Origin of the sequence: Nesterenkonia aethiopica, from assembly GCF_039534665.1 — a bacterium.
In the GTDB taxonomy this organism is placed as follows: Bacteria; Actinomycetota; Actinomycetes; order Actinomycetales; family Micrococcaceae; genus Nesterenkonia; species Nesterenkonia aethiopica.
Map to the genome: position 1 here is coordinate 151,177 of NZ_BAAAVT010000007.1, position 14,847 is coordinate 166,023.

Below are 14,847 nucleotides of genomic sequence, written 5' to 3' on the forward strand. Positions count from 1 at the left end.
CATGGACAGGGCCATGCCGCCGGTGGTGGACCAGCAGATCTGGGAGCAGGAGCTGGAGCGACTGCGCACCCGGGAGAAGGCGGTCACCCGCGAGCTGGACGCCGTCGCCGCGCAACGTCGTCGCCTCCCGATGGTGAAGATGCCCGACTACACGCTCGCCGGTGAGCATGGCCCCGTGCGGCTCGCGGAGATCTTCGACGGGGCCTCCCAGCTGATCACCTACCACCACATGTGGACTCCGGGCGCCGAGTGGCAGTGCGGCGGCTGCACCGGCTACACCTCCCAGTTCACCCGCCTCGACTTCCTCCGGCACTACGACGCCCGGTTCGTGATCGTCACCCAGGGTGAGATCCATGATGCCCTGGCGTATCGGGAGAAGGTCGGCAACCGGATGACCTGGTACTCCACCGCCGACAGCAGCTTCGGCGCCGACGTCGGCGCCCCGCCGGGCGGAGGCTTCGCCCTCAACGTCTTCCTCCGCGACGGCGACGACGTCTACCGCACCTGGCACTCCTCCGGACGCGGGACCGAGCAGCTCAGCCACACCTTCGCGCTGGTGGACGTGCTGCCCTACGGACGGCAGGAACGGTGGCAGGACTCTCCGGAGGGATGGCCCCAGGGCCCCACCTACAGCGGATGGTTGGGCTCCGAGGAGGTCGCCCGGCTCTATGGGAGCGGCCGCGAGGACGACGGGCCGCAGGAGGATGAGCGGCCATGAGGATGAGCGGCCATGAGGATGAGCGGCCATGAGACGGCGGCGGGCCCACGGAGCCTCGGAGGAGGCCCTGCACAGGGACCGGCTGATCGAGGCCCCGGCCGCCAGGATCTTCGCCGTGCTCACCGACCCCGACCAGCACCAGTACACCGAGCCCTCCGACTGGGTCAGGGAGGCGATCTCCTCCGAACCGGTGACCCGTGTGGGACAGATCTTCGGGATGGCCATGCACCACGTCAATGCCGGCGGCGACTACGTCATGCACAACAGAGTGGTCCTCTTCGGGCAGGACCGGGCCATCGCCTCGGAGCCCGGCCAGTACGGCGCCGCAGGACAGCCCGACGTCGGCGGCTGGATCTGGCGCTACGACCTCGCACCCCACGGCGCGGGCACCGAGGTCCGGCTGACCTATGACTGGTCGGCCACCCCGGCGCATGTCCGCGCGGAGATCGGAGGCATGCCGCCCTTCGGCGCGGACTTCCTGGAGACCTCGCTGGCCACGCTGGACGTGCACGTCACCTCACGCACTCGGTGATCGCATGCGTCGCTCTTCCCTGTCCTGCACCGTCCTGGCACTCGGGGGCCCCGCCGCGACGCTGCTGGACCTCACCGCCGGCGGTCACATCCGCATCACCGGGGCTTCAGAGCCAGCCTCCGCCGGTGCCCGGAAGGGCACGGCCGACGGCAAGGACACCGGATTCGTGATCGCCCGGTTCCGGAGCGCCGCGAGCAGGATCACCTGCTGACCTATGAGGAGATCCTGCTGGACCGCCTCCTCCGAATCCGGGGGCAGGATGCTCCACCAGCGGCGCCTCGGGCACTCCTTCGGGGCTTCGGTGGGCACCGTGGTCAGCACCTCTGGCGGCTTCGCCGGTGGAGGCGGCGGAGTGAGGTGGGGCGGTCGGTGACCGCCCCACCCGGTCAGGCGTCCGCGCCGGTGTCCTCCCCATCAGACTCTTCAGAGTCATCAGAGAACTCGTAGCCGCTGCGGGAGACCTGCATCCAGTTGTCCCCGGCGATGCACGTGATGGCGTCCTCGCCGACCGTGCAGGCCAGCCCCTCGACCTCGAGGACCTCGCCGTAGTTCAGCGTCGGCACCTCAGAAGACTCGAACTGGGGGTAGACGGGCCCCTCGTAGCCGTAGAGCCCCACGTCGGACTCCAGCAGGGACGGGTGGCGCTCACGGCCCTGGTCGTCCGGCTCGGGCTGGACGTCCTCGTCGAAACTCATGTAGCAGACCGCGGCCGGAGCCGCGGCCTGGCCTGAACGCCCCAGGCTGCACGTGTGCCGGCCACTGGGAGTCTCGAACTGCCAGGCCCGGGCGCCGATGGCCTGGCTCTGCTCGTCCAGCGGCACCTCGAAGGCGTCCGGGTCCACCCGGTCCCCGCTGAGCTCCCCATCGAGGTGCTCATCCGCGGCGTGATCCTCCTCGGTCTCCTCCTCGGTCTCCTCCTCCGCACCGTCGTCGGCAGCGTCGTCGGAGGTGTCGGCGCCGTCGTCGTCACCGGAGCCACCGTCTGGGGCGTCCTGGCCGTCGGTCTCCTCCTGTGCGGCGCCGTTCTCCTCAGTCTCGCCCTCGGAGTCATCGGCCACCGCGCAGGAAGCCAGCGCCAGTGCTCCGATGCCCAGCACGCCCACCAGAGCCTGTTTCGTCCTGATCAACGCCATCGCGCCCCCTTGTCCGTTCGATCGGTCCTCGTCAGCCACATGCTACTGCCCTCTGCCGCCCCAGGGGGAGAGGGTGCCGGTGCCGCGTCAGCGCGTCGGCGCCCGCAGACAGACGGATCCCCGGGTGTCAGGCGTGCTGCCTGGCTCCCGGGGATCCGTCGTATGAGCAGATCAGGTGACCTGCGAGAAGCGGTCCTCAGACCGCGACCATCACTTGAGGGTGACGGTGGCGCCGGCGCCCTCCAGGGCCTCCTTGGCCTTCTCAGCGGCCTCCTTGTCGACACCCTCGACGACAGCCTTGGGGGCGCCGTCAACCAGCTCCTTGGCCTCCTTCAGGCCGAGGGAGGTCAGACCGCGCACCTCCTTGATGACGCCGATCTTCTTGTCGCCAGCGGCCTCGAGGATGACGTCGAACTCGGTCTGCTCCTCAGCAGCCTCGCCCTCGCCACCACCGGCGGCCGGGGCCGCACCGGCGACGGCCACCGGAGCGGCCGCGGTCACGTCAAAGGTCTCCTCGAACTGCTTCACGAACTCGGAGAGCTCGATGAGGGACATCTCCTTGAACTGCTCGATCAGCTCGTCGTTGCTCAGCTTCGCCATGGTTGGCGCTCCTTCTCTGTCTTGGCGTGCCGCGCCGTCGGTCCGACGACGTCGACACATGCGGATCTTGGTGGTCACCACCGCTCCTTCGGAGCGATGTGGCAAGGCCCCCGGTACGCCTCCGGGACCTCACCGTCGTGTCACTCGGCTCAGGCGGCCTCTTCCTGCTTGGCCCGCAGCGCGTCGGCTGCCCGTGCGATCTTGGAGATCGGGGCCTGGAAGGTGGCGGCAGCCTTGGTCTGGGCGCCGATGAGCGCCCCAGCCAGCTTGCCGAGCAGAACCTCACGGGATTCAAGATCCGCGAGCTTCTTCACACCCTCCTCATCCAGAGCGGCGCCATCCATGTAGCCGCCCTTGACGATGAGCTGAGGGTTGTCCTTGGCAAAGTCACGCAGCGCCTTGGCCACGTCCACGGGGTCCCCGTGGACGAAGGCGATCGCGGACGGACCGGACATCTTGCCCTCAAAGGCGTCGACGCCGGCTTCCTTGGCCGCGATCTCGGTGAGCGTGTTCTTCACCACGGCGTAGTTCGCGTTCTCCCGCACGGACCGCCGCAGAGTCTGCAGCTGACCCACGGAGAGGCCGCGGTATTCCGTGAGCACTGCGGCGTTGGAGCTGCGGAACTGCTCCGCGAGCTCAGCAACGGCGGCAGCCTTCTCAGGATTCGCCATGGCACTCCTTCCGATCAATCGAGCCGGCCAGGTCCTTCCAGAGGTCCAGGGCATGAAAAAAGCCCCGGCGCGCAGGCACGGGGCTCGGATGACTCCCAGCAGAGACGCCGTGAGAACACGGGCCTCCCAATGGGGAGATCGGCTCGAGGTGCACCTGCGCAGGTCGCCCGGAAGGGTCTTTACAGTTGCGCCGCACATCGAGCATGCTACTCGACGACCGTGGAGCTCAGTGCCACTGCTCTCCACACGACGACAACGACCGGCGGTCTTTGGTCAGCGTTCATCTTACACAGCCGACGACGCCGGAGCAAAACGTGCCCCCTGCGGCGCACGCGCGAGGAGCGCCCTTCTGCATCGGGAGTGGGACCGCTCCTCAGCAGGTGGGCCCGGTGGGCGAACGCCATGAGCGCGGCACCCAGTGCCAGGTAGGCTCCTGCGATCGTCCCGGCGGTGCGGGCCTCGACGGTGACCGTCACGCCGTCCTCGGAGGCAGACTCCTCGCCTCCCTCATCCTCGGTCGCGCCCGGCCTTCCTCGACGGTGTCGCCCTGAGCCTCCTCGACGACCTCAACCGAGTCCGTCTCCTGCTCGGCGTCCGCGGAGACGGGCGCCATACCCAGTCCCAGCATGCCGGCGGTCACCGCCGGACCGGCGATCAGCGCCGCGGTCAGTCGCCCCGTCTTCGTGGTCAGCTCCTCAGTCACGACCCCTCGCACCTGGGGCCCGCACGCATGACAGCAGGTCTGTTCATCTGGTTGCTGCTGTGGTCGCCGTTGCTGCTCAGCGCGGCTCGCAGACCGCTGCACCCTCAGTGCAGGACACCGAGGCACTTCCATGCCTCACCCCACCCCTCAGACGACGGAGACTCCTGTGACGGCAGCGAAGCGTTCAGGGGTATTCAGAGCTTTGTCGGGATTCCCTTCAGCGACGCAGGTCAGCGACTGAAGTGCACCACCCCCTAGCACATCTCTCGGCAGGCGGAGCCCCGGCGGATTCGACCATCGTCAGTTGGGGTGGCGGATCCGCGTCATGGCACAGATGCGCCATACTGTTCCTCTTCTCAACGAGACGTGCGGCGCAGAGCATGGTGATCACCTGTCACTCGACCAGGAGAACATCTGTGATCACTCCATCCATGACCACCCGTGCGGCGGCGATGCTCGCCGCGGGTGCGCTGACTCTGACCCTCGCCCCCGCGGCGAGCGCCGCACCCGGGGCCGGCGACGTCGTCGCCCCCGCATCCCCCCACGCCGCACACCCCGACGCCGGAGAGCTGGGCGCCCATCTTCTCGACCAGGACCTCGAGTGGGAAGACTGCACGTTCCCCAGCGTCGCCCCCGAGACGGAGGCCGCACTGCAGGAGATCGAGGGACTCGCCTGCGCCGACGTCACCGTCCCCCGCGACTGGCACGACCCCACCGACGGCGAGACGCTGACCGTTCGCGTGTCGGTCACCGACACCGCCGACCCCGACCTCTCCCAGGGAATCGCCCTCGTCAACCCAGGCGGACCCGGCGGCTCGGGCCTGCCCTGGGGAGCCGCGATGGCCATGCGCTCACCCGAGCTGGCCGAGCAGTTCAACTTCGTCGGCTTCGACCCGCGCGGAGTCGGCGAATCCACACAGCTCATCTGCGAGTATCAGCCGGACGCCTCCCATGACGCCTGGGAGGACTCCGCCGCCGCAGTGGACGGCTGCCTGGAGAATCCGCTGACCCCGTTCATCACCACCGAGCAGACCGCCTATGACATGGACTTCATCCGAGCCCTGCTCGGTGAGGACCAGATCAGCTACGTGGGCTACTCGTACGGGACCTGGCTGGGCAGCTGGTACCAGACGCTCTTCCCCAGCCACTCCCACAGATTCCTGCTCGACTCCGCCACGGACCTGACCCGGAAGTCCCTGCAGGAGACCTGGGACCTGCAGCCGCGCAGCCGGGACCGGCAGTTCCAGGACATGCTGCTGCCCTACATGGCCCGCAACCACGACACCTACCAGCTCGGCGAGGACCCGATGGAGATCCGCCGCGCCTGGGAGAACGCCGGCGGCACCCGTGACCCGCTGGGTGCGCTGATCACCGCGCAGATCGTCATCCCGGCCATGTACTCCACGGCCGGATACCCTGGTGCGGCAGACGCGATCGCCACGTTCATCGCGCTCGACGCCCCGGAGGCCGACGGCGCCGAGGAGCTCTCCGCGCAGCTGGAGGACTTCATCGCCTCCTCCGGCGGAGTGGCCGTCGACGAGGCAGAGGCCTCCGTCGTGCAGGCCCAGCTCTTCGAGAAGGCCCGCGAGGAGGTCCAGCGCCTGGTCGAGGTCGAACAGGCCGCCGTGACCGGGGAGACCGTCGCGTTCTCCGGAACCTTCAACGCGATCCGGTGCCAGGACGGCCAGTGGAACCAGTCCCAAGGCTATTGGAACGCCTGGGTGGCGGACCTGAACAACAAGGCTCCCTACATCGGCCCGCTCATGGGCGCCCCGCTGTGCGCCCACTGGCCGGCGGTCACTGAGAAGCCGAAGCCGCATCAGCGCACCCACCCGGACACGCTGATCCTCCAGGCCGAGTTCGACGCCGCCACCCCCTACGAGGCCGGTGAGCGCTCGGCGAAGATCATGCCCAACACCACGCTGATCAGCGTGAACAACGAGGGGACCCACGGGATCTTCCCCTATGGCACCACCTGCGTGGACGACCCGGTGGAGGCCTTCTTCCTGGAGGGCACCATGCCTCAGAACGTGGTCTGCGGGGCGCTTCCGCTGCCCGGCGAGGACCAGGCATACCAGGTCGGTGGGGACATCCATGAGGCCCAGCAGTTGGTGAAGGTCAAGATGCGCACCGACGCGGTCAAGGAGGCCAACCGGATGGTCCGCGAGATGCTGCTGGAGCAGCACCACGGCCAGTGACCCGGTGACCCCTCGCGTCGAGCCCCTTCCCGCCGTCGGCGGGGAGGGGCTCGCCCGCGTCTGACCGCTCCACACCGGGGCGGCCGACGTCGGGCCCGCGAACTCAGGTCCTCAGGGAGAGGTCAGGCAGGGCTCAGACCAGCCAGCCGCGACGCGCGGCCTGCACCCCCAGCTGGAAGCGGGTCCGCGCCCCGGTGCGCTCCAGGAGGTCCTGGACCCTGCGGGAGAGCGTCCGCCGGCTGATCCCCAGCTCCCGGGCCATATGTTCATCGGTCAGTCCGGAGGCCATCAGCCGCAGCAGCTGCCGGGTCTGACCGTCGACGTCGTCCAGATGCGGGATGTCGTCGGCCACCCCGAGGGGCACCGACGTCGCCCAGATCGAGTCGAAGAGCCCGATCAGTGCGTCCAGCAGAGGCGAGGGGTGGACCACCACACCGGTGACCCGCTCCTCCTCGTTGAGCACGATGAGCCCGAGATCGTCATCCATGAGGCGCAGGCGCATCGGCACTGCGGCATGCACTCGGGCCTCCTCCCCCAGATCCACGGACTCCCCGATCGCCCGTCGGATGTCCGGGGCCGCGGCGGCGTCCTCGCCGTACACGGTCCGATACCGGATCCCGCGGGGCAGCATCTGCCGCTGGATGGGACACATCTCCCCCGCCGTCGAGGGCGAGTAGGGTCCACGGTCCAGGGAACGCACCTCATGCCGGACCGCCAGCTGCGAGGAGTCCGCCACCTGCGTCACCGCACTGCGGCCGTGCAGGACCTCCACGATCTCCGTGCCGGACTCGGTGGGTCGGTCCCACAGGGAGCCGAGCTGGTGCTCCAGGTGCAGCACCGCCTCCGCCTGACGGCGGTGCCTTCGAGCCACTGCCCGCAGGACCTGGCGCGGATCGTTGAGCAGCCAGACGCCCTCGTCCCCCGACTCCCCCAGCAACCCTGCCGCCGCCAGTTCGGCGCGCACGGGTTCCGGCGGGATGACCCGGCGGCTCCCCTGAGCGAGCAGCGTCAGATAGGCCTCCGCCGCCTCCCCGGAGAGGCCCAGCCGATGCAGCTGGTGAGCATCCATCGTCGAGGCCACGGCTGGGGACTGGCTGGGCGACGTGCTGGGCGACATGCTGGATTCTGGCGTGGCCGGTGCGGCAGTGTCCATGAGGCGCGCTCCTCTCCGTTCCCCTCGGCGAGCTCCCGGGCCACGTTACCGGAGGGTCAGGGAGATCCTCGTCACAGGGTCAGCATCACGGGAGGTACGCTCGACTCTGACATCGATGGGACGGCCGATCGGCCGCCGCGGAGGAGGAGCGCCTGTGCTCGATGACCTGGAGCGACGCATCGCCGAGGCCCTGCAGATCGACCCGCGGGCCAGCTGGCGACGCATCGCCCGGGTCCTGGGCGAGCACGAACGGCTCATCACCCGCCGGGGCACTGCGCTGCTGGAGACGCGCGGCGTCGTGGTCGCCGGGGTCCGTCACGAGGGGTCGAGCACGTTGGTCCGCGGCATCTGCCACCCCGGCGCCCGACTCACCGCCGCTGAAGCCCTGGCCCTTCGTCCCGACTCGACCTTCACCTATGTGCTCTCCGGCGCCTTCGACGTCGTCGCCGAGATCCACCGGCGCCCCCGCTCACCGGCGTACTCCCTGGACGCCTCGATCACGCCGGGGCTCGCGCGGGCCGAGACGCTGCCCATCCTGAGGTACTTCCGCACCATCCGCGGGTGGCGGCTGGGAGTCCTGACCGAGGCCGAGTCCCGAGCGCTGACCCGCGGCCCCTCGGAGACGTTCCCCGACAGCGAGACCCCGGAGCCCGACTCGCCGGTGGACCTGGCGATCATCGACGCACTGGAGGGCGACGCCCGGATGAGCCTGGACGAGATGGCCCGCCGCGCGGGAGTCTCCGAGTCCACGGTCCGCCGGCGTCTGGACCTCCTCCAGGAGAAGAACCAGGTCAGCATCCGCGCCCTGGTGGAGCCGACGGAGGCCGGGCTGCACACCGAGGCCCTCCTGTGGATGCGCGTGGCGCCGCACCGGATCCACCAGGTGGCCACCGCCGTGGCGGCCGAACGGAGCGCCCGATACGTGGCCGTCGTCGCCGGGAGCTGCCAGCTCATGGCCGATGTGACCGTGCCCGACCCGGCGGCGCTGTACCGGCTCCTCACCGAGAGCACCTGGGCCAGCCATGTGGAGGCCCTCGACGTGTCGATGGTCGCCGGCGCCCGGAAGCGCGGAGGTCAGCTGTTGAGCATGCCAGGGGCCACCGAGGACCAGCCCGTGGCCCGCTCATAGGCCCAGGCGTACTCCAGCAGCCACGGATCCCGCAGGTGGTCCGCACTCAGCTGGATCCCCGTGGGGAGGCCGCCCGGGTCGAAACCGGCCGGCAGGGCGATGGTCGGCACGCCGGCCGCGGAGAGGACGGACGCGGAGCGCATCCACTCCAGATAGGTGGACATGGGGCGGCCGTCGACCGTCGAGGGCCACCGCTGGGAGCCCTCGAAGGGCGTCAGCTGGGCCCCGGGGCTGAGCAGCAGGTCCACCTCGCTGAAGCAGGCGCGGGTCGCCCGACGCAGTTCGGCCAGCAGGGCGCGAGCATCCAGGATCCGCTCGGCGGAGAGCGCCAGGCCCTCCTCCACGTTCCACACCACCTCCGGCTTGATCTGCGCGCGATGCTCACGCACCAGCCCACCGAGCGCGCCGGCGAAGTCGAGGGCGCGCACCACATGGAAGATCTCGTCGGCGGCGGAGAAGTCATGGCGGGACTCCACGACGTCGGCCCCCAGCTCCTCAAAGACCGCCACGGCGCGGTCCAGCGCCTCCCGCATGGCCGGCTCCACCGGGATGTCCGCCCCGTGGTCCACGGTGACGCCGATCCGCACACCGCGCAGGTCCTGGGTGTGCGGCTCCCGCCCGGTGAGGGCGAACCGCTCGGGCGTCAGGAAGGGAGTGCCGGGAAGCTCCGGGGTGCCGGCGACGGCGGCGCGCATGAACAACGCGATGTCCTCCACGGTCCTGGCCATCGGTCCGCTGCGGCCCAACCAGGACTCGACGCTGTGGGGCGGGGCGCCGGGCAGCAGGCCGTGGGACGGGCGGAAGCCGACGATGTTGCACCAGCAGGCCGGGTTGCGCAGGGAGCCGCCCATGTCACTGCCTTCCCCCAGCGGCTGGCACCGGGAGGCGATGGCGGCGGCCACTCCGCCGGAGGAGCCCCCGGCGCTGCGGGTGGGGTCATAGGGGTTTCCGGTGGCGCCGAAGACCTCGTTGAAGGTGTGGGAGCCGGCGGCGAACTCCGGCACGTTGCTCTTGCCTGAGGAGATCACGCCGGCCGCGCGGAGTCGCGCGACGACCGGATCGTCGCGCTCTGGGACGTTCTCGACGAACAGCGGCGAGCCATGGGTAGTTCGCATGCCGGCGACGTCGTGAGTGTCCTTATGGGTCATGGGCAGACCGTGGAGCAGACCGGTCGGCCGTCCTGCCGCCTGCCGCTCGTCTGCGGCCAGCGCCTCACGCAGAGCCCGCTCCTCGTCCACGGTGACCACCGCGTTCAGGGCGGCGTTCACCGCACTGATCTGGCCCAGGTGTGCCTGGGTCAGCTCCAGGGAGCTGAGCTCGCCTCGGCGCATCCGACGCACGAGTTCGCTGGCGGACAGTTCGAGCAGCTGGTCCATCAGGCACTCTCCTCAACGGGTGACGCAGGCGTGCGGTCCTCATGAGCCACGCGCCCTGAACTGCGTCCACTGTGGCCTGCGGCTCACCACGTCGACCAGCGTTGCCGGAATCTGACATTCGCCCTGTCCGATTCCGCAGACCCTTGATGCGTCGATGTGTGGCAGATCACACTCAAACCACAGCGTGGGCTTCGCACCCCGAGGGTCTTGTCCGTCAGATCCTGACCTGTGCCGCCCACTCGCCCCACTCCGAGGAGGACCGCCCCGTGAGACTCGCTGCAGACGTCTCGGCCCCCGCCGAGATCAGTTCCATCGCCCAGTCCCCCTGGCTGTGGGGCTGCGCCCTGCTGATCTTCGGCATCATCGGTGTGCAGTCCTGGATCTACCTGCGGGCAGCCCGCACTGCCGGTGACGGCGTCGGCCTGAGCAGGCCCGAGCTCCGAAGCGCATTCCGCTCGGGAGCCGCAGCCTCCGTCGGCCCGTCTCTGGCAGTGGTGCTGGTGGCCATCGCCCTGCTGGCTCTCTTCGGCTCTCCGGCGGTGCTCATGCGCATCGGGCTGGTGGGTTCGGCGGCCACGGAGACGGCTTCCGCCTCGATCGCCGCCTCCACCATGGGGGCAGACCTGGGTGGGACAGGCTGGGGGCAGGAGGTCTTCGTCGTGGCGTTCTTCGTCATGTGCGTCTCCGGCAGCGCCTGGATGCTGTTCACCCTGGTGCTGACCCCGCTGCTCGCCCGGGGCAGCACCAAGCTGAAGAGCATCAATCCGCGTGCGATGACCATCATTCCTGGCGCCGCCCTGCTGGCGGCCTTCATGGCCGTGGCGATCACAGAGATCCCCAAGTCCTCCCTCCACATCATCACTCTGGCGACCTCAGGGCTGGCCATGGCTGGCATGCTCACGATCGCTCGGCGCTGGTCACTGGGATGGCTCAAGGAATGGGCGCTGGGCATCGCGATCCTGATCTCGCTGGTCGTGATCTTCTTCGTCCACCAGGGACACCTTGGCTGAGCCCGCTGCCGGAGATGCCCTCCGAAGGTCGCTCCTCAACTCGCCCCGACTCCCGACCGCACCGCCAGAGAGGTCACTATGAGTGCTGCAGATCAGTCCATGCTCCGATTCCAGCAGACCACGTCCCGCTGGGGACAGCTGACCATGACCGCAGGCCTCGTGGTCTCCTTGGCCGCGCCGCTGCTGCTGCTGATGATCGCCGACGTCGACGTCACGGCGGGTCAGCTGGTCACGGCATACCTGGCCGTTGCGGCAGTGTTCCTGGCCTTCGCCGTCATCGAACCGATCACCTATTTCCCAATCCTCGGCCGGGCTGCCATGTACCAGGCCTTCATGATCGGCAACATCTCCAACAAGCTGCTCCCAGCAGCGGTGGTCGCCCAGAACCGGGTCGGGGTGCAGCCCGGCAGTCGCAAGGGAGATCTCGTGGCTGTGGTCGCCATCTGCGGCGCTGCGGTCGTACACATCGTCTCGCTGCTGCTCTTCGTCGGCATCCTGGGGACATGGCTGCTCCGCATCGTGCCCGAATCCGTCATGGAGGTCACCCAGCTGTACATCCTCCCCGCGATCCTTGGGGCGGTGGTCGTCCAGGCCGTGGTCACAGTGCGTCAGGCCCGCAGCACAGCCATCGCGCTGATCATCGCTTCTCTCGTCATCCTGGTGCTGGTGCCGCTGATCCCCGCCATCACCCACTACGGCGTCGCGATCTCCGTGGTGCTGACCGTGGTGGCCGCCTGGATCTTCCGTGGCACCGGCCCCAGCACACAGGATGGACCAGACGCTGCGGCGTCGCAGGAGGACACCCTGACGACTGACACCCACGACCGGCAGTGACCGCCCTGCCCGCCCCCTCTCTTCGGCCGAGCACAGGAGGACCAACCCCATGACCGAGAACCCCACCCCCACACTGGCCGGCTTCGCTCTCGACGCCGCCGAGCGGGACCAGATGCACCAGCTCTACCGCACCCTGCACGCCGAGCCGGAGCTGAGCATGCAGGAGCACCGCACCGCCGCGCGGATCGAAGGCATCCTCGGCGACCTCGGGGTGGAGCATTTCCGCTGCGGCGGCACCGGCGTGGTGGGCATCCTGCGCAACGGCGCAGGCCCGGTGGTGGCCTTCCGCGCCGACACCGACGGCCTGCCCATCGAGGAGCAGACGGGCCTGGAGTACGCCTCCACGGCACGCGGAGTCCTGCCCGACGGTACGGAGGTGCCGGTGATGCACGGCTGCGGGCACGACACGCACGTCGCCGCGCTGATCACCGCGACCCGCCTGCTGGTGCGCGAGCGGCAGCGCTGGTCCGGAACGGTGGTGCTGATCTTCCAACCCGGAGAGGAGACCGCCGCCGGGGCCCGGGCGATGGTGGACGACGGCCTGTGGGACCGCGCTCCCCGTCCGGAGGTGGTGCTCGGCCAGCACGTCTCACCGGCGAAGGCGGGCACCGTCCTGCTCAGCCGAGGACCGGCCATGGCCATGGCCGACTCCCTGCGAGTGCGGGTGCTGGGCCGGCAGACCCACGGATCCCAGCCGGAGAACGGTCGGGACCCGATCGTCGCGGCGGCCGCCATGGTGACCCGGCTGCAGACCATCGTCTCCCGGGAGCTGGCTCCCCAGGATCCCGCCGTCGTCACCGTGGGCACCTTCCATGCGGGGCTGAAGGAGAACATCATCCCGGCCGAGGCGGAGTTCACGATCAACGTCCGCACGCTCTCCGGAGAGGTCCGTCAGAAGGTGCTGTCGTCGATCCGTCGGATCATCGGTGCCGAGGCGCTGGCCGCCGACCTTGAGGAGCCGGAGATCAGCGAGATCTACGACTTCCCGCTGAACCACAACGACGAAGACCAGGCCACGACTCTGCTGTCCGTGCTGGGCTCGGCTCTGGGCGAGGAGGCCGTGACCGAGACCGGCCCGAAGATGGGCTCCGAAGACTTCGGCTGGCTGGGCGAGTCCATCGGCGTTCCGTCGGTCTTCTGGTTCTTCGGCGGGACCGCCGACGGCGACCCCGAGGGCCCCACCAACCACTCCCCCTTCTTCGGGCCCGTCCTGGAGCCGACCCTGGGCACCGGGGTGACCGCCGCACTGGCCGGGCTGCTCCACTGGGTGGGCGTCAGGGACTGACGGAGCCCCGCGGACAGAGGAAGACGCAGCAGACAGACACAGCCCCAGACACAGCAGAGCCCCGATGCACCGGGTGCATCGGGGCTCTGCTGTGTCAGCGTGCTGCGTGGGTGCTGAACCTCAGCGGCTCAGCGGAGCGACGAAGACGCTCAGGCGTCGACGACGACCTTGGTGACGTTCGGGTCCACCTGGATGCCCGGACCGAAGGTGGTCGAGATGGTGGCCTTCTGGATGTACCGGCCCTTCGACGCCGACGGCTTCAGACGCAGGATCTCGTCCAGCGCGGCGGCGTAGTTCTCGGCCAGCTGCTTCTCGTCGAAGCTTGTCTTGCCGATGATGAAGTGCAGGTTGGAGTGCTTGTCGACACGGAAGTCGATCTTGCCGCCCTTGATGTCGGCCACGGCCTTGGCGACGTCGGGGGTGACGGTGCCGGTCTTCGGGTTCGGCATGAGGTTGCGCGGACCCAGGATCTTGCCCAGACGACCGACCTTGCCCATCATGTCGGGCGAGGCGACGGCGGCGTCGAAGTCGGTCCAGCCGTCGGCGACCTTGGCGATGAGCTCGTCGGCGCCGACGTGGTCCGCACCGGCCTCCTCGGCCTTGGCGGCGTTGTCACCCTGGGTGAAGACCACCACGCGGGCGGTCTTGCCGGTGCCGTGCGGCAGGTTGACGGTGCCGCGCACCATCTGGTCGGCCTTGCGGGGGTCGACGCTGAGCCGGAAGACGACCTCCACGGTCGTGTCCTTCTTCGACGGGTTGGTCGACTTGGCCAGGGACACGGCCTCGGCGGGCGAGTAGACGGTGTCCTCGCCGATCTTCTCGAGAGCGGCCTTGTATGCTTTGCTGCGCTGTGCCATCTGCGATGTTCTCCTTAGCAGGTGTGGTGTGACGGGCCGCGCCCGGCCCTTTCCCACGATGTTCTGTTCAGCCGGAAGGCCGGTGTCAGCCGTCGACGGTGATGCCCATGGAACGGGCGGTGCCGGCGACGATCTTGGAGGCGGCCGCCAGGTCGTTGGCGTTGAGGTCCTCCATCTTGGTCTGCGCGATCTCCTCCACCTGAGCCTGGGTCAGCTTGCCGACCTTCTCGGTGTGCGGCACGCCGGAGCCCTTGGCCACACCGGCGGCCTTCTTGATCAGCTCGGCGGCCGGCGGAGTCTTGGTGATGAAGGTGAAGGAGCGGTCCTCGTAGACCGTGATCTCCACGGGCACCACATTGCCGCGCTGCGACTCGGTCGCGGCGTTGTAGGCCTTGCAGAACTCCATGATGTTGACACCGTGCTGACCGAGCGCAGGGCCGATCGGCGGGGCCGGGTTGGCGGCGCCTGCCTGGATCTGCAGCTTGATCAGGCCGGCGACTTTCTTCTTCGGGGCCATGTGAAGCGTCCTTACATGTCGTACGTGTCCCTGCCGCCACAGGAGTGTGGACGGAGGGGTTGGTCACCATGGCGGCGATGACCGGCTCGACGCCGCGGACCAAAGCAATCCGCGACGTCGAAAGTCTGTGA

The 14,847-nt window shown here is 69.1% G+C and carries 16 protein-coding genes; 8 read left to right on the forward strand and 8 right to left on the reverse strand.

Going from position 1 to position 14,847, the window contains the following annotated elements; genetic code table 11:
• Nucleotide 1: 1 nt before the first annotated feature.
• From ABD658_RS06970 to ABD658_RS06980, 3 genes are read left to right on the forward strand one after another with little or no spacing between them, the layout of a single operon-like run.
• Nucleotides 2-718, forward strand: a complete 717-nt coding sequence (locus ABD658_RS06970; protein WP_344744171.1) for a DUF899 domain-containing protein — start codon at nt 2-4, stop codon at nt 716-718.
• Nucleotides 719-746: 28 nt separating this feature from the next.
• Nucleotides 747-1,250, forward strand: a complete 504-nt coding sequence (locus ABD658_RS06975) for an SRPBCC domain-containing protein (protein WP_344684356.1) — start codon at nt 747-749, stop codon at nt 1,248-1,250.
• 4 nt (nt 1,251-1,254) lie between these two features.
• Nucleotides 1,255-1,461, forward strand: coding sequence for a hypothetical protein (locus ABD658_RS06980; protein WP_344684357.1), 207 nt, complete (start codon nt 1,255-1,257; stop codon nt 1,459-1,461).
• A 175-nt stretch (nt 1,462-1,636) separates the two neighbouring features.
• Here the strand turns inward: ABD658_RS06980 and ABD658_RS06985 are convergent, their stop codons facing one another.
• The 4 genes from ABD658_RS06985 to ABD658_RS07000 all read right to left on the reverse strand — a co-directional run bounded on the left by ABD658_RS06985 (nt 1,637) and on the right by ABD658_RS07000 (nt 4,357).
• Nucleotides 1,637-2,383: a hypothetical protein gene (locus ABD658_RS06985; protein ID WP_344684358.1), complete on the reverse strand. Its 747-nt coding sequence runs from the start codon at nt 2,381-2,383 to the stop codon at nt 1,637-1,639.
• Between the two features lie 210 nt (nt 2,384-2,593).
• Nucleotides 2,594-2,983, reverse strand: a complete 390-nt coding sequence (gene rplL, locus ABD658_RS06990; protein ID WP_070158998.1) for a 50S ribosomal protein L7/L12 — start codon at nt 2,981-2,983, stop codon at nt 2,594-2,596.
• Nucleotides 2,984-3,132: 149 nt separating this feature from the next.
• Entirely contained in the window at nt 3,133-3,654 is a 522-nt protein-coding gene (rplJ, locus tag ABD658_RS06995; protein WP_070158999.1) for a 50S ribosomal protein L10, read from the reverse strand.
• Between the two features lie 472 nt (nt 3,655-4,126).
• Nucleotides 4,127-4,357: a hypothetical protein gene (locus tag ABD658_RS07000; protein WP_344684359.1), complete on the reverse strand. Its 231-nt coding sequence runs from the start codon at nt 4,355-4,357 to the stop codon at nt 4,127-4,129.
• Between the two features lie 416 nt (nt 4,358-4,773).
• Here ABD658_RS07000 and ABD658_RS07005 point away from each other — a divergent pair, with 416 nt between their 5' ends.
• Nucleotides 4,774-6,555, forward strand: a complete 1,782-nt coding sequence (locus ABD658_RS07005) for an alpha/beta hydrolase (RefSeq protein ID WP_344684360.1) — start codon at nt 4,774-4,776, stop codon at nt 6,553-6,555.
• A gap of 133 nt (nt 6,556-6,688) precedes the next feature.
• Here the strand turns inward: ABD658_RS07005 and ABD658_RS07010 are convergent, their stop codons facing one another.
• Nucleotides 6,689-7,708, reverse strand: a complete 1,020-nt coding sequence (locus ABD658_RS07010; RefSeq protein WP_344684361.1) for a helix-turn-helix transcriptional regulator — start codon at nt 7,706-7,708, stop codon at nt 6,689-6,691.
• Nucleotides 7,709-7,862: 154 nt separating this feature from the next.
• Between ABD658_RS07010 and ABD658_RS07015 the strand changes: the two genes are divergently transcribed.
• A complete protein-coding gene (locus ABD658_RS07015) occupies nt 7,863-8,837 on the forward strand; it encodes an AsnC family transcriptional regulator (RefSeq protein ID WP_344684362.1) in 975 nt (324 codons plus the stop codon).
• Here the strand turns inward: ABD658_RS07015 and ABD658_RS07020 are convergent.
• Nucleotides 8,783-10,213 carry an amidase gene (locus tag ABD658_RS07020; protein WP_344684363.1) on the reverse strand — a complete coding sequence of 477 codons (1,431 nt, stop codon included), beginning with the start codon at nt 10,211-10,213 and terminating at the stop codon, nt 8,783-8,785. The two genes, ABD658_RS07015 and ABD658_RS07020, sit on opposite strands and share 55 nt — an antisense overlap.
• A 266-nt stretch (nt 10,214-10,479) precedes the next feature.
• On the opposite strand from ABD658_RS07020, the gene ABD658_RS07025 reads away from it, so the two are divergent.
• The 3 genes from ABD658_RS07025 to ABD658_RS07035 all read left to right on the forward strand — a co-directional run bounded on the left by ABD658_RS07025 (nt 10,480) and on the right by ABD658_RS07035 (nt 13,342).
• Nucleotides 10,480-11,223, forward strand: coding sequence for a DUF5058 family protein (locus ABD658_RS07025; protein ID WP_344684364.1), 744 nt, complete (start codon nt 10,480-10,482; stop codon nt 11,221-11,223).
• 78 nt (nt 11,224-11,301) lie between these two features.
• Entirely contained in the window at nt 11,302-12,057 is a 756-nt protein-coding gene (locus tag ABD658_RS07030) for a hypothetical protein (protein WP_344684365.1), read from the forward strand.
• A gap of 49 nt (nt 12,058-12,106) precedes the next feature.
• Complete coding sequence (locus ABD658_RS07035; protein WP_344684366.1) at nt 12,107-13,342, forward strand: amidohydrolase; 1,236 nt, start codon at nt 12,107-12,109, stop codon at nt 13,340-13,342.
• A gap of 149 nt (nt 13,343-13,491) precedes the next feature.
• Here the strand turns inward: ABD658_RS07035 and rplA are convergent, their stop codons facing one another.
• Nucleotides 13,492-14,199 (reverse strand): 50S ribosomal protein L1, encoded by a 708-nt coding sequence (rplA, locus tag ABD658_RS07040; RefSeq protein WP_070159003.1) that lies wholly within the window; start codon nt 14,197-14,199, stop codon nt 13,492-13,494.
• Between the two features lie 85 nt (nt 14,200-14,284).
• Complete coding sequence (gene rplK / locus ABD658_RS07045; RefSeq protein ID WP_311024527.1) at nt 14,285-14,716, reverse strand: 50S ribosomal protein L11; 432 nt, start codon at nt 14,714-14,716, stop codon at nt 14,285-14,287.
• Between the last annotated feature and the right edge of the window lie 131 nt (nt 14,717-14,847).

Excerpts from the sequence above, each read along its gene's own strand:
- ABD658_RS06970 (WP_344744171.1), top strand. The coding sequence starts at position 2 with ATGGACAGGGCCATGCCGCCGGTGGTGGACCAGCAGATCTGGGAGCAG.
- rplL (WP_070158998.1), bottom strand. The coding sequence starts at position 2,983 with ATGGCGAAGCTGAGCAACGACGAGCTGATCGAGCAGTTCAAGGAGATG.
- rplJ (WP_070158999.1), bottom strand. The coding sequence starts at position 3,654 with ATGGCGAATCCTGAGAAGGCTGCCGCCGTTGCTGAGCTCGCGGAGCAG.
- ABD658_RS06975 (WP_344684356.1), top strand. The coding sequence starts at position 747 with ATGAGACGGCGGCGGGCCCACGGAGCCTCGGAGGAGGCCCTGCACAGG.
- rplK (WP_311024527.1), bottom strand. The coding sequence starts at position 14,716 with ATGGCCCCGAAGAAGAAAGTCGCCGGCCTGATCAAGCTGCAGATCCAG.
- ABD658_RS06985 (WP_344684358.1), bottom strand. The coding sequence starts at position 2,383 with ATGGCGTTGATCAGGACGAAACAGGCTCTGGTGGGCGTGCTGGGCATC.
- ABD658_RS06980 (WP_344684357.1), top strand. The coding sequence starts at position 1,255 with ATGCGTCGCTCTTCCCTGTCCTGCACCGTCCTGGCACTCGGGGGCCCC.
- ABD658_RS07010 (WP_344684361.1), bottom strand. The coding sequence starts at position 7,708 with ATGGACACTGCCGCACCGGCCACGCCAGAATCCAGCATGTCGCCCAGC.
- ABD658_RS07035 (WP_344684366.1), top strand. The coding sequence starts at position 12,107 with ATGACCGAGAACCCCACCCCCACACTGGCCGGCTTCGCTCTCGACGCC.
- ABD658_RS07020 (WP_344684363.1), bottom strand. The coding sequence starts at position 10,213 with ATGGACCAGCTGCTCGAACTGTCCGCCAGCGAACTCGTGCGTCGGATG.
- ABD658_RS07030 (WP_344684365.1), top strand. The coding sequence starts at position 11,302 with ATGAGTGCTGCAGATCAGTCCATGCTCCGATTCCAGCAGACCACGTCC.
- rplA (WP_070159003.1), bottom strand. The coding sequence starts at position 14,199 with ATGGCACAGCGCAGCAAAGCATACAAGGCCGCTCTCGAGAAGATCGGC.